19 protein-coding genes are annotated in these 23,074 nt (G+C 68.2%); 7 read left to right on the forward strand and 12 right to left on the reverse strand.

Features of this window, described 5'->3' with window-relative positions:
* Positions 1 to 17: 17 nt before the first annotated feature.
* The 8 genes from BW730_RS02395 to BW730_RS02430 all read right to left on the reverse strand — a co-directional run bounded on the left by BW730_RS02395 (position 18) and on the right by BW730_RS02430 (position 9,848).
* Complete coding sequence (locus BW730_RS02395; protein ID WP_077684855.1) at positions 18 to 854, reverse strand: carbohydrate ABC transporter permease; 837 nt, start codon at positions 852 to 854, stop codon at positions 18 to 20.
* The gene (locus BW730_RS02400) at positions 851 to 1,777 is read right to left on the reverse strand and encodes a carbohydrate ABC transporter permease (protein WP_077684856.1); all 927 of its coding nucleotides are present in this window, start codon (positions 1,775 to 1,777) and stop codon (positions 851 to 853) included. Before BW730_RS02400 ends, BW730_RS02395 begins: the two co-directional genes overlap by 4 nt.
* Before the next feature lie 73 nt (positions 1,778 to 1,850).
* On the reverse strand, positions 1,851 to 3,164 hold the full coding sequence (locus BW730_RS02405) for an ABC transporter substrate-binding protein (RefSeq protein ID WP_077684857.1): 1,314 nt from the start codon (positions 3,162 to 3,164) through the stop codon (positions 1,851 to 1,853).
* 47 nt (positions 3,165 to 3,211) lie between these two features.
* Complete coding sequence (locus tag BW730_RS02410; RefSeq protein ID WP_077684858.1) at positions 3,212 to 4,231, reverse strand: LacI family DNA-binding transcriptional regulator; 1,020 nt, start codon at positions 4,229 to 4,231, stop codon at positions 3,212 to 3,214.
* 279 nt (positions 4,232 to 4,510) lie between these two features.
* Positions 4,511 to 7,066 (reverse strand): valine--tRNA ligase, encoded by a 2,556-nt coding sequence (gene valS / locus BW730_RS02415; protein ID WP_077684859.1) that lies wholly within the window; start codon positions 7,064 to 7,066, stop codon positions 4,511 to 4,513.
* Positions 7,067 to 7,104: 38 nt separating this feature from the next.
* Positions 7,105 to 8,130, reverse strand: coding sequence for a thioredoxin domain-containing protein (locus BW730_RS02420; RefSeq protein WP_077684860.1), 1,026 nt, complete (start codon positions 8,128 to 8,130; stop codon positions 7,105 to 7,107).
* A 25-nt stretch (positions 8,131 to 8,155) separates the two neighbouring features.
* Entirely contained in the window at positions 8,156 to 8,983 is an 828-nt protein-coding gene (locus BW730_RS02425) for a DsbA family protein (RefSeq protein ID WP_077684861.1), read from the reverse strand.
* Positions 8,984 to 9,092: 109 nt separating this feature from the next.
* Positions 9,093 to 9,848, reverse strand: a complete 756-nt coding sequence (locus tag BW730_RS02430; RefSeq protein WP_158522455.1) for a DsbA family protein — start codon at positions 9,846 to 9,848, stop codon at positions 9,093 to 9,095.
* Positions 9,849 to 9,944: 96 nt separating this feature from the next.
* Here BW730_RS02430 and BW730_RS02435 point away from each other — a divergent pair, with 96 nt between their 5' ends.
* The 6 genes from BW730_RS02435 to BW730_RS02460 all read left to right on the forward strand — a co-directional run bounded on the left by BW730_RS02435 (position 9,945) and on the right by BW730_RS02460 (position 16,260).
* Positions 9,945 to 11,279, forward strand: a complete 1,335-nt coding sequence (locus BW730_RS02435; RefSeq protein ID WP_077684862.1) for a bifunctional folylpolyglutamate synthase/dihydrofolate synthase — start codon at positions 9,945 to 9,947, stop codon at positions 11,277 to 11,279.
* Positions 11,276 to 11,632 carry a DUF4233 domain-containing protein gene (locus BW730_RS02440; protein ID WP_077684863.1) on the forward strand — a complete coding sequence of 119 codons (357 nt, stop codon included), beginning with the start codon at positions 11,276 to 11,278 and terminating at the stop codon, positions 11,630 to 11,632. Before BW730_RS02435 ends, BW730_RS02440 begins: the two co-directional genes overlap by 4 nt.
* On the forward strand, positions 11,629 to 12,036 hold the full coding sequence (gene ndk, locus BW730_RS02445) for a nucleoside-diphosphate kinase (protein WP_077684864.1): 408 nt from the start codon (positions 11,629 to 11,631) through the stop codon (positions 12,034 to 12,036). Before BW730_RS02440 ends, ndk begins: the two co-directional genes overlap by 4 nt.
* 227 nt (positions 12,037 to 12,263) lie before the next feature.
* Positions 12,264 to 13,193, forward strand: a complete 930-nt coding sequence (locus tag BW730_RS02450; protein ID WP_077684865.1) for a CPBP family intramembrane glutamic endopeptidase — start codon at positions 12,264 to 12,266, stop codon at positions 13,191 to 13,193.
* Positions 13,190 to 14,260: a hypothetical protein gene (locus BW730_RS02455; protein ID WP_077684866.1), complete on the forward strand. Its 1,071-nt coding sequence runs from the start codon at positions 13,190 to 13,192 to the stop codon at positions 14,258 to 14,260. Before BW730_RS02450 ends, BW730_RS02455 begins: the two co-directional genes overlap by 4 nt.
* Positions 14,261 to 14,310: 50 nt before the next feature.
* Positions 14,311 to 16,260, forward strand: coding sequence for a TIGR03960 family B12-binding radical SAM protein (locus tag BW730_RS02460; protein WP_077684867.1), 1,950 nt, complete (start codon positions 14,311 to 14,313; stop codon positions 16,258 to 16,260).
* A 12-nt stretch (positions 16,261 to 16,272) separates the two neighbouring features.
* Here the strand turns inward: BW730_RS02460 and BW730_RS02465 are convergent, their stop codons facing one another.
* From BW730_RS02465 to BW730_RS02475, 3 genes are all read right to left on the reverse strand, one after another.
* The gene (locus BW730_RS02465) at positions 16,273 to 17,313 is read right to left on the reverse strand and encodes a hypothetical protein (RefSeq protein ID WP_077684868.1); all 1,041 of its coding nucleotides are present in this window, start codon (positions 17,311 to 17,313) and stop codon (positions 16,273 to 16,275) included.
* Between the two features lie 144 nt (positions 17,314 to 17,457).
* The gene (locus BW730_RS02470; protein WP_226997006.1) at positions 17,458 to 19,440 is read right to left on the reverse strand and encodes a BCCT family transporter; all 1,983 of its coding nucleotides are present in this window, start codon (positions 19,438 to 19,440) and stop codon (positions 17,458 to 17,460) included.
* A 77-nt stretch (positions 19,441 to 19,517) separates the two neighbouring features.
* Entirely contained in the window at positions 19,518 to 20,285 is a 768-nt protein-coding gene (locus tag BW730_RS02475) for an alpha/beta fold hydrolase (protein ID WP_077684869.1), read from the reverse strand.
* Between the two features lie 64 nt (positions 20,286 to 20,349).
* Between BW730_RS02475 and BW730_RS02480 the strand changes: the two genes are divergently transcribed.
* Positions 20,350 to 21,843 (forward strand): DUF1846 domain-containing protein, encoded by a 1,494-nt coding sequence (locus BW730_RS02480; RefSeq protein ID WP_145952688.1) that lies wholly within the window; start codon positions 20,350 to 20,352, stop codon positions 21,841 to 21,843.
* Here the strand turns inward: BW730_RS02480 and BW730_RS02485 are convergent.
* Positions 21,840 to 23,024: an MFS transporter gene (locus BW730_RS02485; protein ID WP_158522456.1), complete on the reverse strand. Its 1,185-nt coding sequence runs from the start codon at positions 23,022 to 23,024 to the stop codon at positions 21,840 to 21,842. The two genes, BW730_RS02480 and BW730_RS02485, sit on opposite strands and share 4 nt — an antisense overlap.
* Positions 23,025 to 23,074: the final 50 nt, after the last annotated feature.

Below are 23,074 nucleotides of genomic sequence, written 5' to 3' on the forward strand. Positions count from 1 at the left end.
CTTTCGGCTAGTGGGGGTCAGCCCTTGACGGCGCCGGAGGTCATTCCGGCGACGATCTGACGCTGGAAGATCAGGTACATGATCAGCAGCGGGATGGTGATGATGAGGATGTTTGTGAAGAGCAGGTTGTACTGGGTGCTGAACTGACTGCGGAAGTTGTACAAGGTCAACTGAACAGTCGCGTTGGCGTCGCCCGGGAGGAAGTACAGGGGGTTCTGGAAGTCGTTGAACACGGCGACCGACTGAACCACGACGACCGTGATGATGACGGAGCGGAGCAGCGGGAAGATCACCTGAAAGAAGAGTCGGATCGGCCCGGCGCCGTCGATGATGGCCGCCTCGTCGATCTCCTTGGGGATCGTCGCGACGAATGCACGCATGATGAGGATGGTGAAGGACAGGCCGAAGGCCACCTCGATGAAGATGAGCCCAGGGAGGGTCTTGAACAGGTTCAGCCCCTGCAGCACCCAGATCGTCGGTACAACCGCGGGCGGTACGATCAGGCCCGCCAAGACCATCGCGTTGATCAGCCCGTTCAGGCGACTCTTTCGACGTGCAAGTACGTAGGCGATCATCGAGCCGAAGACCACCATGAGCGCGACGCTGGCGACGGTCAGGATGGTTGAGTTGATGAAGGCCGTCGTCAGCATGTTGTTGCGCGCCTCGAAGACGGCCACGACGTTGTCGAACAGGTGGAACTCGGTGGGGAGGGAGAAGGCCAGCTTCCCGGCCTCCTTGGAGGACTTCGATGCGGTCAGGAGCACGAAGGCGAACGGCACGAGGAACACCACGGATGTGATGATGATCCCGAGGATGCCGACCACCCAGCGGGTCAATCTGCTTGCGCTGTTCACAGATCCGTCTCCTTCGAGTTGAGCCAACGGTTGAGCGGATAGACGATCGCGGTCACGACGACGAAGAGGATGACATTGCCGGCGGTCGAGAGACCGTAATAGCCGGCCTGGTACTGCTTGTAGATCACGGAGGCGATCACGTCCGAGGAGAACCCGGGACCTCCGCCTGTCGTCGTCCAGATCAGATCGAAGGAGCGGAGCCCTCCGATGAGAGACAGGAGGATCACGGTCGAGGTCGCGGGAAAGGAGAGTGGAAGAATGATGCTGCGAAACACCTGCCAGGAACTGGCTCCATCGACCCGGGCCGCCTCGAAGTACTCGTTGGGGATCGCTGCGATTCCGGCGATGTAGATCAGCGTCGCGATGCCGAGGCCCTTCCAGACGTCGATTCCGGCGACGCTCAGTAGAGCGATGTCCGGGTTGGTCAGCCACTGGGGCCCGTCGCCGCCCGTGATCGCCGTCCACACCTTGTTCACGATGCCGTTGAACGGGTCAAGGAGCACCTGGAAGGTGAGGCCGACGCCCACCGCGCTCAGAAGCACGGGGAAGAAGGTGACGGACCGAAGGTATCCGCGAGCGATGAGAGGCATCGAGAGGACGACCGCCAGGAGCATTCCGAGGACAACCTTGGCTCCGGAGGTGACGAAGCCGTAGACCAGGGTGTTCCAGAGCGATCCGATGAGGCCAGGTTCGGAGAGGAACAGGGTGAAGTTCTGGAGTCCGATCCATTCTGACTCGAACAACGTCCAGCGGGTGAAGGCGAAGTAGAAGGATGCCAGCGTCGGCACGACGAAGAAGATGAGGTAGATCAGGCCTCCAGGGATGAGGAACCACAACGGGTACCTCTTGGCGACATGGTCCTTGTGTTTGCGGTTCGGGGAGGCAACCTGCGCTGGTTCGGCGGTTGATGTAGTGGAGGTCATATCGATCCTTGGGGCTGGAGTTGGACATGAGGGGAGGGGCGCCGACACGCCATATGCGGCGCCCCCCACGCTGTCACCAGCCCTTGAGGCCCAACTGCTGGGCCTGCTTCTTGACGTCCTCGTCATAGCGGGCAGCGCCCTCAGCCGCCGTCGCGATCCCGGAGCCCACCTCGACGGTGATCTTCTCGAGGTTCGGGCCCTTGACTGGCGAGAGGAACTCAAGCGCAGGGCTCGCGTTGCCGTCCGTGAAGTACTTGTCGAGGTCCGTCACTGCAGTGGGGAGGCCCTCCGGAAGCTTGCAGTCCTTGATCATGAACGGCCCATTGGGCGTGGTGGCCTTGCTGACGGCGTCGCACGCCTTCGTGGATGCGGCGAAGGTCAGGAACTTCTTGGCCGCGTCCAGTTTCGCGCCCTCGGTCGACTTGGGAACGTAGATGCCGGCGGGAGTCCAGGCGGTGAGGCCGAAGGTGGACTCATCGTCGCCTGGCTGCGCGAAGAAGCCGATGTTCTCCGCGGCATCATCGGCGAGGTCGACGTACGAGGAGACCGTGGAGGTGAGCATCGGGTACTGGGCGCCGGTCCCGTCGACAAGGTGCTGCATCCCCTGCGACTGGGTAGCGGATGCGAAGTCCTTGTTCAGGTAGCCGGCGTCATGGACGGCCTGCAGGCGTTCGAAGCCGCTGATCGCGGGTGGCTCGGCGAACTTCGCCTGGTTGGCCGTGAACTTTTCCGCCCAGTCAGGCTGTTCGGCGGCCACATTGTGGAAGTCGGCCAGGACGAGCAACTGTGACGTCCACGTGTCGGCGTAGGTCTGGATGACGGGGTCAATGCCAGCCGCCTTGATCTTCGCGTTGTTCTCCATGAACTTGTCCCAGGTCTTGGGGACCTCAAGCCCAAGGTCGGCGAAGACCTTCTTGTTGTAGAGGATGCCGCCTCCCATGGCCTGCTCGAACGGGACGCCGTAGAAGTCACTTCCGACGCTGGTGGAAGTTTTGAACGTTTCATCGAGGCCCGACATAAAGGGCTCGCTTGTCAGTGGGACAAGGTTCTTGCCGGGGTCCAGGGCCGCGAAGAGCGAGCCGGAGTTGTACATGAACAGGTCATTCATCTCGCCTGTTGCCAAGCGCGTCTTGACGAGGTTGTCGCCGTCGGTGCCTCCGGGGCGGCTCTCGATCTGGACCTTCACATCGCTCTGTGAGGCGTTGAACGCTTCGACGATGGCGTTGCCGATGTTCATGCTCTGCTCGCCGACATCGACTAGCAGCGAGAGGTTGACTGTTCCGTCGGCGTTCTCGCCGTTGTCCGATCCGCCGCCGCAGGCGGTCAATGCGATGGCTGCTGTTAGCCCGAGCGCGATGAATGCGTGGGCCTTTCTGGGGAGTGGCACTTCGTTGTATCCCTTCAGTTGATGGGCCGGACGGCCCAAATGGTTACTCAGGTGGTTGGTGGGGGAGGTGCGCTTGAGCCGCGCACCTGTAGCTCCGGGGTGATGACGACGTGCGCCGCCTCAGTGCGACCCTCGATGCGCTGTAGGAGCAACGAGCCGACCTCCTTACCGACCTCGTCGGACGACTGGCGAACAGTGGTCAACGAGATCAGGGGGTGGGAGGCGAAGGTGCTGTCGTCATACCCGACGATCGAGAGTTCGGATCGGCCCAGCCCAAACTGGGCAGCGGCCCGCATTACCCCAAGCGCCAGTTCGTCGTGGCCCGCGAAGATAGCCGTCGGTGGGATCGGCTGTTCCAGCAATCCGAGCGTGGAGATGTACGCCGACTCCTCGGTCGGAGAGGCGATGATGTGTGTCTCCGGGGTCAGCCCGTAACGCCGCATCCTGTGTCGATAGGACCGCGCCCGCATGGCGTGGGAGGAGCGCGACATGTGGGGATGCTGCGCGGCCCCGATCGTCAGGTGCGTGATCCGCCGATGGCCCAGCGAGTAGAGGTGGTCGACAGCCAGTCTCGCGCCCAGGGCGTCGTCATCCCCGACCGTGTCGTAGTTCACCGACTCGTCATGCCTGCCGAGCATCACCATGGGGCTGCGTGTTGCCTGGGCTTCCAGCCAGTCGGCTGTCGCGTTGGCCCCGATGGTGACAAGGCCGGCGACCTGATAGTCGAGGAGTGTCTGGATCGCCTGGGTGCTGTTGCCCTCGGCGTCGGAGGGAGCGATGATCACGCTGTATCGGGTGGCCTCCAGGAACCCGATGAGGCCGCCGAGGACTCCCTGGAGGAAGGGGTTGGCCATCGTGGGGAGTTCGACTCCCAGCGTGTAACTGGTGCCGCGCATCGCGCGGGCGGCAACGCGTGGGCGATAGCCCAGGTCGTCGATCGCCGCTTGGACGCGTTGCTGCATCGGTTCGCTCACGCCATAGGCGTTGCGGAGCACCTTGGACACGGCTGCGCGTGAGACACCGGCCAGTGCGGCCACGTCCTCGATCGTCACGTTTCTTGCAGTCATGCGCCACGTCCCTGTGGTTGCGGTCGGAGTGTTCAGTCACACTGTGTAGACCGATCTACAAGAACAGAATAGCGGGACGGTTGTAACGATTCAATACCCAATTTCCGATGCGCCGGTTTCAACGCTGAGGGTGTTGCGCCGCCTTGGTGGCATCCGCACTAGTCAATGTGTTCGAGTAAATGTGTGCGAGGCGACCGATGTCATGTGGGACCCTCTGGCACGTCCGCCCACACCGACACCCCCGGCCGATTCACGGGCGGGGGCGTCGTGGGTAAGGGGTCAGTCGGCCTCGACCAGGTCGACCTCGACGGCTAGCGGCTCGGTCGACTCAGCCCAGGTCACGTCTCCGGTGATCCGGCCGACGGCGCGCAGGTCGGCCTCGATGGCCTGCAGCCTGGCCACCACGTCGGCGGGGCCGGAGAAGTGGGCCCTTGACGCCTCGGTCTTCATGGAGACCTTCGCGTTCGACTTGGCGCCGCGGATCGCGATCAGGGCCTGAGCGACGTCGTCGAGCAGCGCAGGCTCGCCCGACACGTCGAGTTCGGCGACGGTCGGCCATGCGGAGCGGTGGACGGAGGTGTCGTTGGTCCAGCGCCACACCTCCTCCGTGACGAACGGCAGGAACGGGGCGAAGAGCCGCAACTGGACGCCGAGCGCGATGGCAAGCGCGGCCTGCGCCGAGGCCCGCTCATTGTCGGAGCCGGTGTAGCTGCGCTCCTTGACGAGTTCGAGATAGTCGTCGCAGAACGCCCAGAAGAACGTCTCGGCCTTCTCGAGGGCCGTCGTGTAGTCGAACTCCTCGAAGGCCGCGGTCGCCTCGGCGACCACACCCGCCAGGGCGGCGAGCATCGCGGCGTCGACGGGGTTGGTGACCCGCTCGAGCGAGCCCGGCTCCTCTGCGAGCGAGAGCACGAACTTGCCCGCGTTGAGCACCTTCATGGCGAGGCGCCTTCCGACCTTCATCTGTGTCTCGTCGAACGGCGAGTCCATCCCGGGGCGGGCCATCGCGGCGCGCCAACGCACCGCGTCGGAGCCGAACTTGTCGAGGATCTCGGTGGGGACCACCACGTTGCCCTTCGACTTGCTCATCTTCTTGCGGTCGGGGTCGACCACGAAGCCCGAGATCGTGGCGCGCTTCCACGGCAGCGAGCCGTTCTCGAAGTTCGCCCGCACGATGCGGCTGAACAGCCAGGTGCGGATGATGTCGTGCGCCTGCGGGGCGATGTCCATCGGGAACGTGAGGTTGAACAGTTCCTCGTCGCGCTCCCAGCCGGTGGCGATCTGCGGGGTGAGCGACGACGTCGCCCAAGTGTCCATCACGTCTGGGTCGGCCATGAAACCGCCCGGCTGGTTGCGCTGCTCCTCGGCGAAGCCGGGCGCGGGCGCCGACATGGGGTCGACGGGGAGCGCGGACTCCTCCGGCACGATCGGGTGGTCGTAGTCGGGCTCACCCTCGGCGTCCAGCGGGTACCAGATCGGGAACGGCACGCCGAAGAAGCGCTGACGCGAGACGAGCCAGTCGCCGTTGAGGCCGCCGACCCAGTTCTCGTAGCGGTGCCGCATGTGCTCCGGCGACCACTCCAGTTCCTCGCCGCGGGCCATCAGGGCCGCCTTCAGAGCGTCGTCACGGCCGCCGTTGCGGATGTACCACTGGCGGGTCGCGACGATCTCGAGGGGCTTGTCGCCCTTCTCGTAGAAGTTGGCCTTGCGGGTGGTGGCCTTCGGGTCGCCGTCGAGGTCGCCCGTCTCGCGCAGCGCGGCGACGGTGGCCTCGCGGGCCGAGAAGGCGGTCTTGCCAGCGAGCGGCTCGTAGGCCTGGGCGTTGACGACCCACTCGGGGGTCTCCGCCTGGAACCGGCCGTCGCGGCCGATCACGGTGCGGGTCGGCAGGTTCAGCTCACGCCACCAGGTGACGTCGGTGAGGTCGCCGAAGGTGCAGCACATCGCGATGCCCGCGCCCTTGTCAGGCTCGGCGGCCGGATGGGCGAGCACCGGGATCTCGACGCCGAACAGCGGCGAGGTGACCGTGCTTCCGAACAGGTCGGCGTAGCGCTCGTCGTCGGGGTGGGCGATCAGAGCGCACACCGAGACCAGCAGTTCGGGGCGGGTCGTCTCGATGTAGACGGGCTCGCCGCCCTCGCGGTGGAACGCGACCCGGTGGTAGGCGCCCGGGTAGTCGCGGGCCTCGAGCTCGGCCTGCGCGACCGCCGTCTGGAACGTGACGTCCCACAGCGTGGGCGCGTAGCTGAGGTAGGCCTCGTCGCGCGCGAAGTTACGCAGGAACGCCTTCTGGGCGATCGCCTGCGAGGACTCCGAGATGGTTGCGTACAGCGTGTCCCAGTCGACAGAGAGGCCGAGGTGGCGCCACAGGTCCTCGAAGGCCTTCTCGTCCACCGCCGTCAGCTCGTGGCACAGCTCGATGAAGTTGCGCCTGCTGATCGGCACCTGCCGCTTCGGGTCGGGCTTGGCGGGCGGCTCGAAGTCCGGGTCGTAGGCGATCGACGGGTCGCAGCGCACCCCGTAGTAGTTCTGCACGCGGCGCTCGGTGGGCAGGCCGTTGTCGTCCCAGCCCATCGGGTAGAACACCTGCTTGCCGTTCATCCGCTGGTAGCGGGCGAGCGTGTCGGTGTGGGTGTAGCTGAACACGTGGCCGACGTGCAGCGAACCCGACACCGTCGGCGGCGGGGTGTCGATCGAGAACACCTGTTCGCGGCTCTCCGGCCGGACGAACGCGTAGGTGCCCTCGTCCGCCCATACCTGTCCCCACTTGGCTTCGAGGCCTTCGAGGACGGGCTTGTCGGGGAGGGCGCGCTGCTGCGCGTTCGGTGCGGTCATGGCCCCGATCTTAGTTGGACGCCCGACGGCGGCGAAACCTAGCCGTCGAGCGTCTTGCCGCCCTTCTCCCACGCCTCTGTGACGGCCGTGAGGACGCCCTCGGGCGTCGGCTCCATCCCGGCGTCGGGCGAGGTGATCGGCAGGTCGACGCCGCTGACGACGTACTTGGGGACGGTCTCGAGCCCGGCGGCGAGCGGTGCCTCGCCCTCCTCGGTCACCCAGGCCTCGTAGTTGGGCGCGGCGTAGAGGGCCTGGAACTGGGCGAGCGTCTCGCCCGACATGCTCGCGTCCTGCGGCAGGGTCGTGCTGAGCACCTCGTCGTCGAACGGCACGCCCTTGGTCTGGCTCTCCATCAGGGCGCGGTGGTAGTTGTCGAAGAAGCCGAGCAGGTCAGCGTTGGCGGCGCCCAGCGCCGACTTCATCGACCACTGGTTGCCCTTGTTGGTGTCCATGAAGTGCAGCGCGCGCACCTCGGCGGTGATCTTGCCCTCGCTGACGAGCAGTTCGATCGAGTCGAAGTAGGTCTCGGACGCGGCGGCGCAGTGCGGGCACTGGTAGTCGACGTACATGATCAGGTTGGGCGTGCCCTCGCGCGGCTGCTTGCCCTGCAGCGCGATGCCGTGGCCGGGGGTGGCGTTCGGGGGAGCGTCCGAGGCTTCCGGCAGGTCGACGGTCGGTGTCGCGGGGGCGATTGTGGCCGGACCTGCAGGCGTGGGGGCCGACTGTCGCGGGGCGTTGGCGACCACGATGCCTGCCACGATGGCGGCGGCGGCGCCGAACAGGAGCAGGACGCCGAGCACGATCCCGACGACGATCGCCACGATCTTGCCGCTGCCGGACTTCTTGGGCTGCTGCCACCCCGGGCCGCTCGGCGGACCCTGCCACTGGCCGTTCGGCGGACCCTGCCACTGGCCGTTGGGAGGACCCTGCCACTGGCCGCCAGGACCGGGCTGCGTCGGGCCGTTCGGCTGCCCCTGGGGGCCGGACTGTCCGGAGAAACCAGGACCCCCGGCGCCGCCCTGATGGGGCTGCTGCCGGGGGTCGTGGTTGGGTGGCTGGCTCATCGCTCGAGCCTAACCGCTCGCTGGATCAGCTCTCGATCTTCTTGCCGCCGGCGTTCCAGGCCTCGGTGACGGCCCGCAGCAGGTCGTCCTCGGTGGGCTGGATGAGGGCCTCACCCGCGTCGTTGGCGAACTGGAGGTGCTGGCCGCTGACGATGTAGGTGGGGGTGCCGGTGATCTTGTCCTCGTCGAAGCGCGCCTGCGCGTCGCGCACGAAGGTGTCGTAGGCCCGCTCGTTGTACCGCTTCTGGAACTTGGCCAGGTCGTCGCCCTCGATGCCGGCCTCCTTGGCGAAGTCCTCGCGCAACTGCTGGTCGGTGTAGCCGACGCCCTCGGTGGGCTGGTTCTTGTAAACGACGTCGTGGTACTGGCGGTACTTGCCGACCTCGTCTGCCGCGGCGGCCGCGATGGCGGCGCGCTTCGAGGGGCCGTCCTCGACGCGGGTGCCGTCGAGCTTCTTGCCGTCGAGGAAGTAGACGCTGCGGACCTCGACCGTGATCTTGTCCTCGGCGACCAGCTTCTCGGTCACGGGGCCGTAGTACTGCTCGCGGACCTTGCACGCGGGGCACTGGTAGTCCTCGTAGACCACGAGGTGCGGCTTGTCGGCGCTCGGCTGCTTGGCGTCCATCAGGATGCCCTTGCGGTCGGTCGCGTTCGGAGGGGTGAGCTGGTCTGCGGTGATGCCCTGGGCCTTGGTGAACGCGGAGACGGCGACGAAGCCGATCACGATCAGGACCACCGCGACCGCCAGACCGATGCCCGCGAACGCGATGCGCTTGTTGCGCTTGGAGCGCTCGTCCTGCTCCTGCTGCTGACGCAGTGCTGCGCGCTTGCTCAGCGACGAGTTGTTGGCCATAGGGGAGCGCTCCTTGAGTTCCGGGTCAGGGTGCCGACCCTCAGCTCGGGCGCAGCGGTTCCATCGTAACCGGTGACCAAAGAGATCCCATATTCAACTACCCGTCGGGCTAGCGGGCGGCGGCCGTGATGGCCCCTAACAGGGCCTCGGGGGTCGCGAAGGCGGGCTGCCCGCCTGGCCCGAACAGCTCGAGGTCGACGCCGTCGACCTGGTAGGACGGCGTTCCCTCGACTCCGGAGGCGTAAAGGGCCTCGTTTGCGTCGGCCGTGAACTGCGCGAACGTCCGGTCGTCATAGGCCCGCTGGAACGCGTCGAGGTCCGAACCGGTGATACCGAGCCGCGCCGGGAGCTCCTCGCGGAGGAAGGCGTCGGGGAAGCCGTTGCCCATGGCCTCGTAGAGGGCCACGTGATAAGCGTCGAAGTGCCCGACGGCGTCGGCCGCCGCCGCGGCCATCGCGGCGCGTCTGGACGGCCCGAACTCGGCCTTCCCGTCCCGGAAGTGGGCGGTGCGCACCTCGGCGGTCAGCCGCCCATCGTCGACCAGGCCGATGATGGCCTCGCCGTAGGCGTGCTCGGCGACCGCGCAGTAGGGGCACTGGTAGTCGCCCCACATCACCAGATGCGGCACCCCGTCGACCGGGGCCTTGCCCGCCACCAGGATGCCGTGCCCGGCCGTCGCGGCCGGCGGCCTACCCTGGCCACCGGTCGGCGCGTCCGGACTGAGCGCCCGGACGCCGAGGAGGGCGAGCACCGCGACGACGGCGACCGTCACGATGGCGATCGCGGCGATCGCGATCCGTTTGGTCCGCTTCGCCTGTTCCTCGGCCAGTTGCTGCTGGCGCAGCGCGGCGCGTCTGCTCGACATGCGTGCCCTTCCGCAGGTGGGCCACAACCCTAACTGGGGCGATGAGGCCGCGCGGAGGCGCCCCCCTGCAGCGCCGACCAGTACCCTGAAGGCACCATGAGTCACACCACGCATCAAGAACTGACGGCGGCACTCACCGCCAGGTGGCCGGAGCATCGCGTCGCGCCGAGCCTGAGCCGCGTCTCCGCGCTGATGGAACTGCTGGGCGACCCGCAGCGGGCCATGCCCGTGATCCAGGTCGCGGGCACCAACGGCAAGGGCAGCACCGCCATCATGATCGACGCGATCCTGCGGGCCGCTGGGCTGCGCGTCGGAAGGTTCGCCAGCCCGCACCTGAGCGACGTGCGCGAACGGATCGTGATCGACGGCGAGCCCATCGGCGAGGAGCGCTTCGACGAGGTGTGGGCCGACATCGCCCCTTACGTCGCCATGGTCGACGAGCAGCAACTCGACGGCGTCGACATGACCTTCTTCGAGGTCATCACCGGCATGGCCTACGCGGCCTTCGCCGACGCGCCCGTCGACGTCGCCGTCATCGAGGTGGGGCTCGGCGGGCGATGGGACGCCACGAGCGTCGCCGACGCGAGCGTCGCGGTCGTCACGCCCATCGGGCTCGACCACACCCACATCCTCGGCGACACCATCGCCGAGATCGCGGGGGAGAAGGCCGGCATCATCAAGCACGGCTCGACGGCGGTCCTCTCCGGCCAGGATCCCGCCGCCGCCCGGGTGCTGCTGGAACGCGCCGTCGAGGTGGGCGCGCTGGTCAAGGCCGAGGGCCCCGACTTCGGCGTGATCGGCCGCCAGTTGGCCGTCGGAGGCCAGTTGCTGCGACTCGAGACCCTGGCGGGCCCCATCTCGGACGTGTTCCTGCCGCTCTACGGCGAGCACATGGCCCGAAACGCGGCGCTCTCGGTCGCCGCCGTCGAGGCCTTCCTCGGCTCCAAGCCGCTCAACCCGGAGATCGTCGTCGAGGGACTCGGCTCCGTCGAGGCCCCCGCCAGGCTGGAACTGGTGCGTACCTCCCCGCCCATCGTGATCGACACGGCGCACAACCCGCAGGCCGCCCGCGTCACCATCGACGCCGTCAACGAGAGTTACGACTTCGACCCCGTGATCGGGGTGGTCGCCATGATGCAGGACAAGGACGCCGAGGAGGTGCTCGGCATCTTCGCGGAGAAGATGGACCAGGTCGTCATCACCAAGACCTCCTCAAGCCCCCGCGCGCGGTCCGTCGACGACCTCGCCGCCCTCGCCGAGACCATCTGGTCGACGCACCAGGTGCACCGCGCGGCGACCATGGCCGAGGCCCTTGACCTCGCCGTGATGCTCGCCGACACCTCCACCGCGCAGGCGGGCGTGCTCGTCGCAGGCTCCGTGATCGCCGCGGGAGAGGCCCGCGACCTCCTGAAGAAGGAGGACCAGGAGTGACGCTCGCGCCCGACAACCCGATGCGGATGCCCGCCATGTCGACGCTGATCCTGCAGATCGTGGTGGTCTGGCTCGGCTACATCGGCATGATCCAGGTCTCCGGCATCCACCTCGGCGTCGCCGCGCTGTGCTGCGCCGTCGTCACCCTGCTGTGCCTCGCCGGGTGCGCGGGGCTCAGGAAGCGCTGGGGCTACCTGGTGGGGTGGGCCGCGCAGGCAGCCACCATTGCCTTGGGGCTGCTGACGCCATGGATGTATGCCATGGGTATCATTTTTGCGTTGATCTGGGTGACGTGCGTCGTACTAGGAAAGCGCATCGAAGCCCACCGCAGCCGAGAGGGAAGCGCTCAATGACCGCGCGCACATTCGCCATCATCAAGCCCGACGCAGTCGAGGACGGCAACGTCGGAGACATCCTGTCGCGTTACGAGCACGCAAAGTTGCGGCCCGTCGCGATGGACCAGCGAACCATCAGCCCGGAATTCGCAGACCGGCACTACAGCGAGCACGTCGGGAGGGACTACTACCCGGCGCTGCGCGACTTCATGACCGAGGGCCCGCTCATCGCCGTGGTCCTTGAGGGTGAAGAGGCGGTCGCCCGGGTGCGCGCGCTCAACGGCGCAACCGACCCCGCGAAGGCCGCGCCCGGCACCATCCGTGCCGACTTCGCGCAGTCGGTGCGCCGCAACGCCGTGCACGCCTCCGATTCGCCCGAGACCGCGGCCTCCGAGATCGCGCTCTGGTTCCCGGACCTGTGAGCGAGCCCCAGGACCCGCAGGGCGCTCCTGTCGACCGGAACCAACAATGGTCGGCGCCAACGCAGTGGGAACCTCCCGCCGCGCCACAGGGGTCCTGGGAACAGCAGCGCGAGCAGTGGGCGTCACCCGTGGCCCAGCCGGGGTCATGGGAGCACGAACGCCAGCAGTGGCCGCCTCCCACAGTGGGAGCCCCGGCGCCGTACCAGGCACCGCAGCGACCCTCGCTGATGCCGGTCGAGCCGACCAGTTATCAGCAGTTCTGGCGCGCGCCCGGCATCAAGACCGCGGTTCCCATCGTCGCGACGGTGCTGATGGGCCTCGTCTTCGTGGCCCTGTCGACCATCATCGTGCTCGCCGCGATCTTCGCGGGAGGCGTCCCCGACGAGGCGGCGCTCGAGGCCCTGACGCAGGGCTCGCTGAGCCCCACCATGGTGCTCGCCAACAGCATCTCGATCGCGCTCGTGCTGCCGATGGGGTTCCTCGTCGTGCGCCTGATGGGCCAGCGACCCGGCTACCTGTCGTCGGTGGTGGGGCGCTTCCGGTGGGGCTTCTTCTTCCGCTGCGTCGGCGTCACGGCCGCGGTGTTCCTCGTCTACTCCGGGATCAGCGTCCTGATCGACGGCGTCGACTCGCTCGGCCTGGGCGTGCGGGACTACACCTGGTGGCTGCTGATCGGCCTGATGCTGGTGACGCCGTTCCAGGCGGCCGCGGAGGAGTACCTGCTGCGCGGCTTCGTGCTGCGCACCGTCGGATCCTGGTTCGCGGCGCCCCTGACGGCCGCCCTGGTCGGCGGCCTCGTCAACTGCCTGATCTTCATGGGCCTGCACGCCTCCACCGACCTGTGGCTCAACCTCGTCTACTTCTCGATGGGCGCGGTCGGCACCTACCTCGCGTGGCGCACCGGGGGCCTCGAGGGCGCCGTCGCGATCCACATCGTCAACAACATGATCGGCATGGCGCTGCTGTCCTTCCAGGACATGGAGGCCCAGTTCGACCGTGCCGCGGGAGCGGGCGGCCCTGAGGTGCTGCTGCAGATCGCAACGACCGTGGCCGCTGGCGCCCTGATCCTGTGGGTGGCCAAGCGGCAGAGGATCGTCACCGTCGGCCCGCCCGAGCGGGTCGAGCCGACCGCGCCTGCCGCGCCCACCGCGCCGTGACGACGCTTCCGCCCGGCTTCGAGCCGGTAGGGGAGGCGACGTTCGTCGACGCCCCTCCGGGCAGGGCCGCCGGCCCGACCGTGTCGCTGTACCGCGGCTTCGGGGCGGAGTTCGCCCTGGTGCCCGGCGCCGACGTCGAGGTCGGCTGGGTCGCCCCGGGGCGCGGCGTGTTCGACGCGATGCCCGCGCACATCGTCGACGGGGTCGAGGCCGACCTGTTCGCCATCGCGCATCCGTTGGAGGGGGCGCTGCGCTGGCTCGCCACCGCCGAGGCGGAGCCCGATGTCGACCCCGCCGTCCTCGGCTTCCTGCGGGCGCGCGTCGAGGCGCTCCGCGACCACCCGGAGGCCGATCCCGAGGTGGCCGCCGAGTTCACGATGAGCGCCTACGGCGCCCGCGTCGCCGATGCCCTCTCCCCGGTGCGAACCGTCACCATCGCCCCGATGCTGGTGGAGCGCGCCCCGCGGCCCATCGGTCGCCGCTACGTCGGCACCTACGACGACGCCAGCGGCGCCGCCGATCTCGACCCCGCGTACGCCGACCGCGCGCTCGACGGGATCGCGCGCCTCGGGGAGATCGCCCCGAACGGTCACGCCCGACTCGTCGGCGTCGTCGACCTGGTGCGCCGAGACGGGGGCGACCTGGCCGTCTACCTCGAGGAGCCGACGACGCACGCGCGGCTCAGCGCCGACGTCGCCGCCGAGGGGTTCGCGCTGCCGTCCGAGGACGAGTGGGAGTACCTGTGCGGCGGCGGCTCGCGCACGCTGTTCAGGTGGGGCGACGACGACCCGGGCGACATCGGCTACGGCTACGGAAGCGAGCCCGACGTGCTTGCCGAGCCGAACCGCTTCGGGCTGCGGATCGCCTGGGACCAGTTCAAGCAGGAGGTCACCGCCGACCCGAGGATCGCCAAGGGCGGCGACGGCGGCGTGTCGCTGCACGACTCGATCGGCTGGTTTCACCAGAGCCTCCCGCTGTCCACCTTCTACCGTTCGTGGGGGCACGAGGGGTGGAATGAAGATCTGGCGTCCGGGTACCACGTGTACCGACGCATCGTCCGGCTGTGACGCCCTAGGGAAATCGCCTCCCGGCCGGTTATTCTGGCGGCGCTATGACTATGACGCCAGCGCTTCCAACCCACTCGGTGTTCGACAGGCTCGAGCCGCTGCTCGCTCAGGTGAGCAAGCCGATCCAGTACGTCGGCGGGGAACACAACTCCGTCGTCAAGGACTGGGACTCCGTCGACGTGCGGTGGTGCCTCTCGTACCCGGACGCCTACGAGGTCGGGCAGCCCAACCAGGGCGTCGCGATCCTGTACGAGGTGCTCAACGAGCGCGACTGGATCCTTGCGGAGCGCACCTACTCGGTCTGGCCGGACATGGAGGAGCAGATGCGCTCGCACTCCATCCCGCAGTTCACGCTCGACGCGCACCGCCCCGTCGGCCTGTTCGACGTGCTCGGCGTGTCGTTCTCGACCGAGTTGGGCTACACGAACCTGCTGAACCTGATCGACCTGTCGCAGCTCAGCCTGCACGCCGCCGACCGCGGCGAGGACGAGCCTCTTGTCATCGCGGGCGGCCACGCCGCCTTCAACCCGGAGCCGATCGCCGACTTCATCGACGTCGCGGTGCTCGGCGACGGCGAGGAGGCCTCGCTGCTGATCTCCGACATCATCCGCGAATGGAAGCTGGACGGGCGCGAGGGCGGCCGCGACGGGCTGCTGATGCGGCTCGCGCTGACCGGCGCCTTCTACGTGCCGCGCTTCTACGACGTCGACTATCTCGACGACGGTCGCATCCAGCGCGTCGCGCCCAACCGCGCAGGGGTGCCGCACCAGGTGCGAAAGCACACGCTGATGGACCTCGACAAGTGGCCGTACCCGAAGAAGCCCATCGTGCCGATGGCCGAGACGGTGCACGAGCGCTACTCCGTCGAGATCTTCCGCGGCTGCACCCGCGGCTGCCGGTTCTGTCAGGCGGGCATGATCACCCGCCCGGTGCGGGAGCGCAACATCGAGACCATCGGCGCCATGGTGCAGGGCGGCCTGAAGGCCACCGGCCTTGAGGAGATCGGGCTGCTCTCGCTGTCGTCGGCCGACCACTCCGAGATCGCGGAGGTGACCCGCCAACTCGCCGACCGCTACGAGGGCACCAACGTGTCCCTGTCGCTGCCGTCGACGCGCGTCGATGCGTTCAACATCGACCTGGCGAACGAACTGAGCCGCAACGGCCGCCGCTCCGGCCTCACGTTCGCCCCTGAGGGCGGCTCCGAGCGGATGCGCAAGGTGATCAACAAGATGGTCACCGAGGACGACCTGATCGACACGGTCGCCGCGGCGTTCTCGTCCGGGTGGCGCCAGGTGAAGCTGTACTTCATGTGCGGCCTGCCGACCGAGACCGACGAGGACGTGCTGGCGATCGCCTCGCTCGCGACCCGCGTGATCGAGACCGGGCGCAAGGCCTCGGGCACGCGCGACATCCGCTGCACCGTCTCGATCGGCGGCTTCGTGCCGAAGCCCCACACGCCGTTCCAGTGGGCGGCGCAGGCGAGCGCCGAGACCATCGACCGGCGCCTGATGCTGCTGAAGGAGACGATCCGTCAGGATCGCAACTACGGCAAGGCCATCGGCATGCGCTACCACGACGGCAAGCCGGGCATCATCGAGGGACTGCTGTCGCGCGGCGACCGTCGCGTCGGCCGTGTGATCGAGCGGGTCTGGCGCGAGGGCGGCAAGTTCGACGGGTGGAGCGAGCACTTCAGTTACGAGCGCTGGACGACCGCCGCCAACGAGGAACTGGCCCTCGAAGGCATCGACCTTGACTGGTTCACCACGCGCGAGCGGGGCTACGAGGAGGTCCTGCCGTGGGATCACCTCGACGCCGGCCTCGACCGCGACTGGCTGTGGGAGGACTGGCAGGACGCCGTCGACGAGCGCGAGGTCGAGGACTGCCGCTGGACGCCCTGCTACGACTGCGGCGTCTGCCCGCAGATGGACACCGAGATCCAGATCGGCCCAACGGGTCGCACCCTGCTTCCGCTGACGGTCGCCAAGCCGGACCTGGGCTGACCAGGGTCGGGCTCAGCGCGTAACGAAGACCGGCTCGCGGGTCAGCAGCATCTGCTCGGCGAGGGCGGGGCTGGAGCCCTCGACGACGTCGAGCGTGACGATCCCGACGTTGCCCTTCGCGGTGACGGAGGCCACGGTCAAGCGGTCCGCGATCGGGGACTGGGTCGTGAACAGGGTTCCGTCGCGCCAGATCGCCTCCAGGGCCGCGACGTCGGGTTCCTCGGCGAACCGGTAGGCGACCACGACCTGGCCGCGCTTCCACCCGATGCCGATCGTGTCGAACGGCGTGGCGGGCGTCGCCTTCTCCAGGGCCTCCATCTGCTGTGCTGCCGAGCCAGGCGTCGCCGTCAGGTCGGGGGCCATCGGCATCGGGTCGGTCAGGATCGCCGAGAACACGTCCTCGCCGTCGAGGGCCTTTGCGACCTCGACCAGCGCCTTGTCGTCTGCGAGCGTGGGGCCATCGTCCCCCAGCCAGTCACGCACCAGCGGGGTGCTCGTGCTCATCGCGATGGCGTGCTTCTTCGCCGCGAACCGGATCGGCCTGCCGATCTGGTCGATGCCCTCCCTAGCGATATTTGGGGCCCCGTCCTCGCCGTCGAGGTCGCTGCGGACGCCGTCGCCGAGGTCCTTCAGGGAGTCGGGCAGCGTGTCCGGACCCAGGTCGCCCATCGCGACGGTGAAGGGCTGCGCGCCTTGCCCGTTGGCGACGTACCGGTCGGCGTCGAGCAGGTCGAAGCCGGCCAGTTTCTCGACGACCGCCGGATCGGAGCGCGTCGGCAGTTCGGGGAAGGGAAGGTAGACGGCGGAGTCGAGGCCGAGCAGTCTCTGGGCGTTTTTCTCGTCGTGCGGGTCGAAACCGCCTGCCCTGCCCGCCCCCTCCAGGTCGCCCGCGACCACGAAGCGTGGCGACCCGACGGCGGTGGAGGGCACCTGCTCCAGGGAGGCGGCGAGCGACCACTTGCTGTCGATGTCGACCCCGCCGGTCGAGCAGCCCGCGAGGGCGAGGCAGGACAGGGCAAGCGCTGCTGCGGTGGCGCGGAGCGGACGTCGCATGGAAGAGGCCTCTCGTCGGAGGCCGTCAGGCTAACAACGGTGCGGGGTCAGGCGTTGAGCAGCATTCGTGCCTCGTTGACGATGCGAGCGCTAACAGGCGCCCGCGCGGCGCACGAACATCGACTACTGCTCAACGCCGGGGCCTCACCGAGCGTCGGGGACGGGGCCCTGCTCCGTGACGGCGGTGTCGGGGACCTCGCCGTCGGGGACCGGCGGCACCGTGCCGTCGGCGACATCCTGCGCGTCGCCCTCGGGGGTCCAGCCGTCGGCGTAGGTGCCGGTGGCGTAGTCGTAGTCGACCGGCTGGCCCTCCTCGTCGGTGCGCTGGTACCAGTCGGTGACCTTCGCGTCGTGCGAGTCGAAGTCGGCCCCGGCGCCCTCGCCCTCCGGGGAGCGATGCACCGCGAGGCTGAAGTCGTCGCCGTAGCGGTCGACGCCCTTCTTGACGGCGTTGCGCAGCGCCGAGGTCGCGTAGGCCCTGCGGATCACCAGCGGGTCGGAGCGCAGGTCCTTCGCGAAGGAGATCATCATCGCCACCAGGATCGCCGCGAACGGGATGGCCGTGACGATGATCATGTTCTGCAGGCCTGAGAGCGCGTCGCCTCCGCCGATCAGCAGCATCACGACCGCGATGCCCATCATGGCGAGGCCCCAGAAGATCGTCACGAGTTTCGCGGGCTCCGAATTGCCGCGCTGCGACAGCGTTCCCATCACGATCGACGCGGAGTCGGCCGAGGTGATGAAGAAGATCGCGATGATCACCATGCCGAGGAACGGCGTGACCTGCGCAAGCGGCAGGGTGGCGAGCACGTGGAAGAACATCTCCTCGGGGTCGCCGTCCGCGGAGATGGGGTCCCCCTGGCTGCGCAGCCAGATGCTGCTGCCGCCCAGGATGCCGAAGGTCATCACGCACACGAGCGTCGGCATCGTGATCACGTACAAGACGAACTCGCGCAGCGTCCTGCCCCGGGAGATCTTCGCCAGGAAGATGCCGACGAACGGGGACCAGGAGATCCACCATGCCCAGTAGAAGACGGTCCAGGTGCCGGTGAACGCCGCGGCGTCCGCTCCGTAGGCGGGGCCGAGGCCGAGCATGTGGAAGAAGCTCTGGAAGTACTCCATGATCGCGGCGGGCCACAGGTTCAGGATGAAGAGCGTCGGGCCCGCGATGAAGATGAACAGCGACAGCACCAGTGCGAGCACCATGTTGATGTTGGACAGCCACCGGATGCCCCGGCCGACGCCGGAGACGGCGGAGGCGATGAAGCATGCGGTCAGCACGGCGATGATCGCGATCAGCGCCGCGTTGGGCAACTTGCCGATGCCGCTGACGATCTCGACGCCGCGGCCGATCTGCATGGCGCCGATGCCGAGCGAGGCGGACGTGCCGAACAGGGTCGCGACGATGGCGAAGATGTCGACCAGCCGGCCGGCGATGCCGTCGGCCCGCTTCTGCCCGAGCAGCGCGACCAGGATCGAGCTCATCAGCGGCACCCGGCCGCGGCGGAACGCGCCGTAGGCGACGGCGGCCCCCACGAGGCCATAGATCGCCCAGGGGCCGATGCCCCAGTGGAAGAAGGTCTGCGCAAGCGCCTTGACCGCCGCCTCAGGGGTCTCGGGCGTCGTGGCACCGGGGGCGGGCGACTGGTAGTAGGTCAGCGGCTCGAGGGGGCCGAAGAAGATGATGCCGATGCCGATCCCCGCCGAGAACATCATGGCGATCCAGGAGAACTTCCGGTACTCCGGCTTCTCGTCGTCCTTGCCGAGCGGGATGTTGCCGTAGCGGCTCACCGCGATGAACAGCATGAAGAACAGGATCACCGCCACCAGTCCGGTGAACAGCCAGCCGACGTGGGCAAGGGTCCACTCCAGTGCCGCCTTCGAGACGGCGGAAAGGCTCTCGGTTGAGACGACGCCCCACGCGATGAATGAGATGATCAGGGCGGCGGTGACCCCGAAGACGACCTTGTCCGTGCCGTATCGGTTGCGCTGTTCCTCGACGCCGATCCCCGGCACGAGCGCGGGGTGGATGCCGTGCGGGTAGGTCTCGTCGACCTGCTTCAGAAGGCGCCTGGCCTTTGGCCCGATGCCCTCCTTCGGCGAACGGTTCTGGGGGTCGGGATGCACGCGGTTCTCCTCCGCAGGGGCCAGGGACGATGCAGCACCTTACCCTTTAGGCGGTCAGCGGCCTCCTCCTTCGAGGGTCAGACGCCTGCCAGGAACGCGTCGACTGCTGCGAAGTAGGCCTCCGGGCGATCCCGCCTGACGCAGTGCCCGGCGCCCTCGATGTCGACGCACCGCACGAGCGGGTTGACGATCAGGTCCGGGTCGGGTGCCATCTCCCCGTCGACGGGCGTGAGGATGAGCGTCGGCACGGTCAACTCGCTGAACAGGCCCTGCTCCCAGGGGCCGGACGTCAGCCGGAGCCCCTCGCGCAGGTACACCCGGTCGACGCGCGGCTTCGAGTCGGCCCACGCCTCGATCTCGGCGCTCGACAACGGCGTCTCGCGGCCCATCCGGGCGACCTCGTCCGCGCGGTGCGACGTGACCGCCTCGACGAAGGTGACCTGCTGGTCGCGGAACCCGGTGATGTCGAAGTGCGGATCGTCGACCGGCGGGGGCTTCGCCGGGTCCTCGAGCACGGCCGCCCTGACGAGGTCGGGCCGCTCGAGCGCGACCCGGGCAGCCAGGAAGCCGCCGAGCGAATGCCCGACCAGCACCGCCGGCGCGCCGACCGAGGCGAGCACCTCCTCGAGGTCGCGCTGCATCACCGCACAGACGTCCGCCAGTTGCGATGCCTCGAAGCGCGGCGAGGTGCCGTGGCCGCGCAGGTCGACGGCGACCAGGTCGTAGCGGTCGCGCCAACGCTCGACGGCGTCTGGCCAGTTGGTGCCGTCGTCGGTGAGGCCGTGCACGAGCACCATCGCCGGCGCCCCGGGTGTGCCGAGACGATGCAGAGTCAACTCAGTCATGTCGGGATGTTAACAACCGCATGGATGGGGGATTACCGGGGGCGGCACGATACGATCGACCTCCGTGACGCGCAACGTGGGTTTTGACCGGGAACGCTATCTGGCTCTGCAGTCGGAGCACATCAACGAGCGGCGGGAGCGCTTCGGCGGCAAGCTGTATCTCGAGTTCGGCGGAAAGCTCTTCGACGACCACCACGCGTCGCGCGTCCTGCCCGGCTTCACCCCCGACAACAAGATCCAGATGCTGGAGACCATCAAGGACGACGTCGAGGTCGTCATCGCGGTCTCGGCGCACGACCTGGCCCGCAACAAGGTGCGCGCCGACCTCGGCATCACCTACGAGTTGGACGTGCTGCGCCTGATCGATGAGTTCCGCTCCTACGGGCTGCTCGTCGGCAGCATCGTGATCACGCAGATGACCGACGAGCACCGTCAGGCGCGCGCCTTCAAGCGCAAGCTGGAGCGCCTCGGGCTGAAGGTCTACCGGCACTATCCGATCAAGGGCTATCCCAACGACGTGTCCCTGATCGTCAGCGACGCGGGCTACGGTCGCAACGACTACATCGAGACGGAGCGCGACGTGGTCGTCGTGACCGCGCCCGGGCCGGGCAGCGGCAAGATGGCGACCTGCCTGTCGCAGCTCTACCACGACCACCAACGCGGCATCAGCTCCGGCTACGCCAAGTACGAGACGTTCCCGATCTGGAACCTTCCGCTCGACCACCCCGTCAACCTCGCCTACGAGGCAGCCACCGCCGACCTCGACGACGTCAACATGATCGACCCGTACCACCTTGCCGCCTACGGCGAGCAGTGCGTCAACTACAACCGCGACGTCGAGATCTTCCCAGTGTTGAAGCTGCTTCTGGAGCGGCTGACGGGCAGCTCGCCGTACGAGTCGCCCACCGACATGGGCGTCAACATGGCGGGGGTGTGCATCTCCGACGACGAGGTGTGCCGCGACGCCGCCAAGCAGGAGATCATCCGGCGCTACTTCAAGGCACTGGTCGCCGAGCGCCGCGACGAACTCGAGCCGACGGTGTCCGACCGGATCGCGCTGACGATGAGCCAGGTCGGGATCGTGCGCGAGGACCGACCGGTGGTCCCGCCTGCGCTGGAGGTGGAGCGCCGCACCAAGGCGCCCGCCGCCGCCATGGAACTGGCCGACGGCCGGATCATCACGGGCAAGACCTCCCCGCTGCTCGGCGCCTGCTCGGCGATGCTGCTCGACGCGCTGAAGGAGTTGGCCGGGATCGACCCGAAGGTGCGGCTGCTCTCACCGGAGACCATCGAGCCCATCCAGACCCTCAAGACGGCGCATCTTGGCAGCCTCAACCCCAGGCTGCACACCGACGAGGTGCTGATCGCGCTGTCGGTGAGCGCCACCTACGACCCGAACGCGAAGGCGGCGCTGGAGCGGCTCAGTGAACTGCGCGGCTGCGACGTGCATAGCAGCGTGATCCTCGGCTCGGTCGACGAATCGATCCTGCGGAACCTGGGCGTCAACGTGACCAGCGAGCCCGTCTACCAGTCGAAGAAGCTCTACAAGAAGCGCTAGGCGCCCAGTTCGTCCTCGACGAGAACGGGGCGGCAGGCGTACAGGCCTGCGAGCAGCATCGGCGCCACGAGGCACAGTTGGAGCGCGATCGGCGCCGTCCAGCCGCCCGTGACGGAGTGCAGCACCCCGAACGACAGCGGCCCGAGGGTCGCGATGACGTAGCCGACCGACTGGGAGAAGCCGCTCAGCGCCGCGGTCGCCGTCGGCGTCCTCGCGCGGGTGCCGAACAGGGCAAGCAGCAGCGGGAACGAGGCGGTCCCCAGCGCCAGGAAGATCGCCCACAGCCAAGGGGCGCTGGACGGGGCGAGCAGCAGGCCCGTGTAGCCGGCCACCAGGAACGCCATGATCACCAGGAACAGCACCGTCGGGTTCCTGGTGCGTGCCACGTAGGCCGGGATCGCGAACGCAGGCACCAGCCCGACGCCGGTGGCGATCCCCAGCATCAGGCCCGCCTGCACCTCGTCGAGGCCCGCGGAGCGGTAGACGCTTGGCAGCCAGCCGAAGATCGAGTAGGCCTGCGCCGACTGGATGCCGAACAGCACCGCGAGCGCCCAACCGAGCCGGGTCCGCGCGATCTGGCCGAGCGTGACGCGGGACTGAGCGTCTGCGCGGCGCTTCGTGCGGGAGCGCAGCAGGGGAAGCCAGGCCACCAGGGCCGCCGCCGCGGCGACCACCCAGACCGCAAGCGCCGCGCGCCATCCGCCCATTGCGTGCGCGACGGGGACGGTCGCGACGCTCGCGGTCGTGACGCCCACCGTCAAGGTGAACGAGTACAGGGCGGTGGCGAGGCCGATCCGGCGCGGATAGTGCTGGCGCACCAGCGAGGGCATCAGGACGTTCGCCAGGGCCATGCCCGCCAGCGCCACCATCGACGTCAGCAGGAAGGGCACGGGGGAGGGCGCAAGCAGGCGCCCGACCTGGCCGAGGATCAGCACGCCGAGGGCGAGCGCGATGGCCAGGTGGTCGCCGAGTTTGCGAGCGATCGTCGGGGCGAGCGCCCCGAAGCTCGCGAAGCAGATGGTCGGCAGCGACGTCAGCAGGCCTGCGGTGGTGCCGGTCAGCCCGATGTCCGCGCTGATCTCTTCGAGCACCGGGCCGACCGCGACGGCGACCGGGCGCAGGTTGAACGCCAGCGCGAGCAGGGCGACCAGCGGCCACCAGCGGCGGAGGTGTTCGATCACGGTCAGGCCTTTCTCATCGGCCCGCACACGATACCCCGCCTCAGCGTCGC

Origin of the sequence: Tessaracoccus aquimaris (genome assembly GCF_001997345.1) — a bacterium.
In the GTDB taxonomy this organism is placed as follows: domain Bacteria; phylum Actinomycetota; class Actinomycetes; order Propionibacteriales; family Propionibacteriaceae; genus Arachnia; species Arachnia aquimaris.

Bases quoted from the DNA above. Each gene is read 5' to 3' on its own strand.
- BW730_RS02400 (WP_077684856.1), bottom strand. From the start codon at position 1,777: ATGACCTCCACTACATCAACCGCCGAACCAGCGCAGGTTGCCTCCCCG.
- BW730_RS02410 (WP_077684858.1), bottom strand. From the start codon at position 4,231: ATGACTGCAAGAAACGTGACGATCGAGGACGTGGCCGCACTGGCCGGT.
- valS (WP_077684859.1), bottom strand. From the start codon at position 7,066: ATGACCGCACCGAACGCGCAGCAGCGCGCCCTCCCCGACAAGCCCGTC.
- BW730_RS02420 (WP_077684860.1), bottom strand. From the start codon at position 8,130: ATGAGCCAGCCACCCAACCACGACCCCCGGCAGCAGCCCCATCAGGGC.
- BW730_RS02425 (WP_077684861.1), bottom strand. From the start codon at position 8,983: ATGGCCAACAACTCGTCGCTGAGCAAGCGCGCAGCACTGCGTCAGCAG.
- BW730_RS02430 (WP_158522455.1), bottom strand. From the start codon at position 9,848: ATGTCGAGCAGACGCGCCGCGCTGCGCCAGCAGCAACTGGCCGAGGAA.
- BW730_RS02435 (WP_077684862.1), top strand. From the start codon at position 9,945: ATGAGTCACACCACGCATCAAGAACTGACGGCGGCACTCACCGCCAGG.
- ndk (WP_077684864.1), top strand. From the start codon at position 11,629: ATGACCGCGCGCACATTCGCCATCATCAAGCCCGACGCAGTCGAGGAC.
- BW730_RS02450 (WP_077684865.1), top strand. From the start codon at position 12,264: ATGCCGGTCGAGCCGACCAGTTATCAGCAGTTCTGGCGCGCGCCCGGC.
- BW730_RS02460 (WP_077684867.1), top strand. From the start codon at position 14,311: ATGACGCCAGCGCTTCCAACCCACTCGGTGTTCGACAGGCTCGAGCCG.
- BW730_RS02465 (WP_077684868.1), bottom strand. From the start codon at position 17,313: ATGCGACGTCCGCTCCGCGCCACCGCAGCAGCGCTTGCCCTGTCCTGC.
- BW730_RS02475 (WP_077684869.1), bottom strand. From the start codon at position 20,285: ATGACTGAGTTGACTCTGCATCGTCTCGGCACACCCGGGGCGCCGGCG.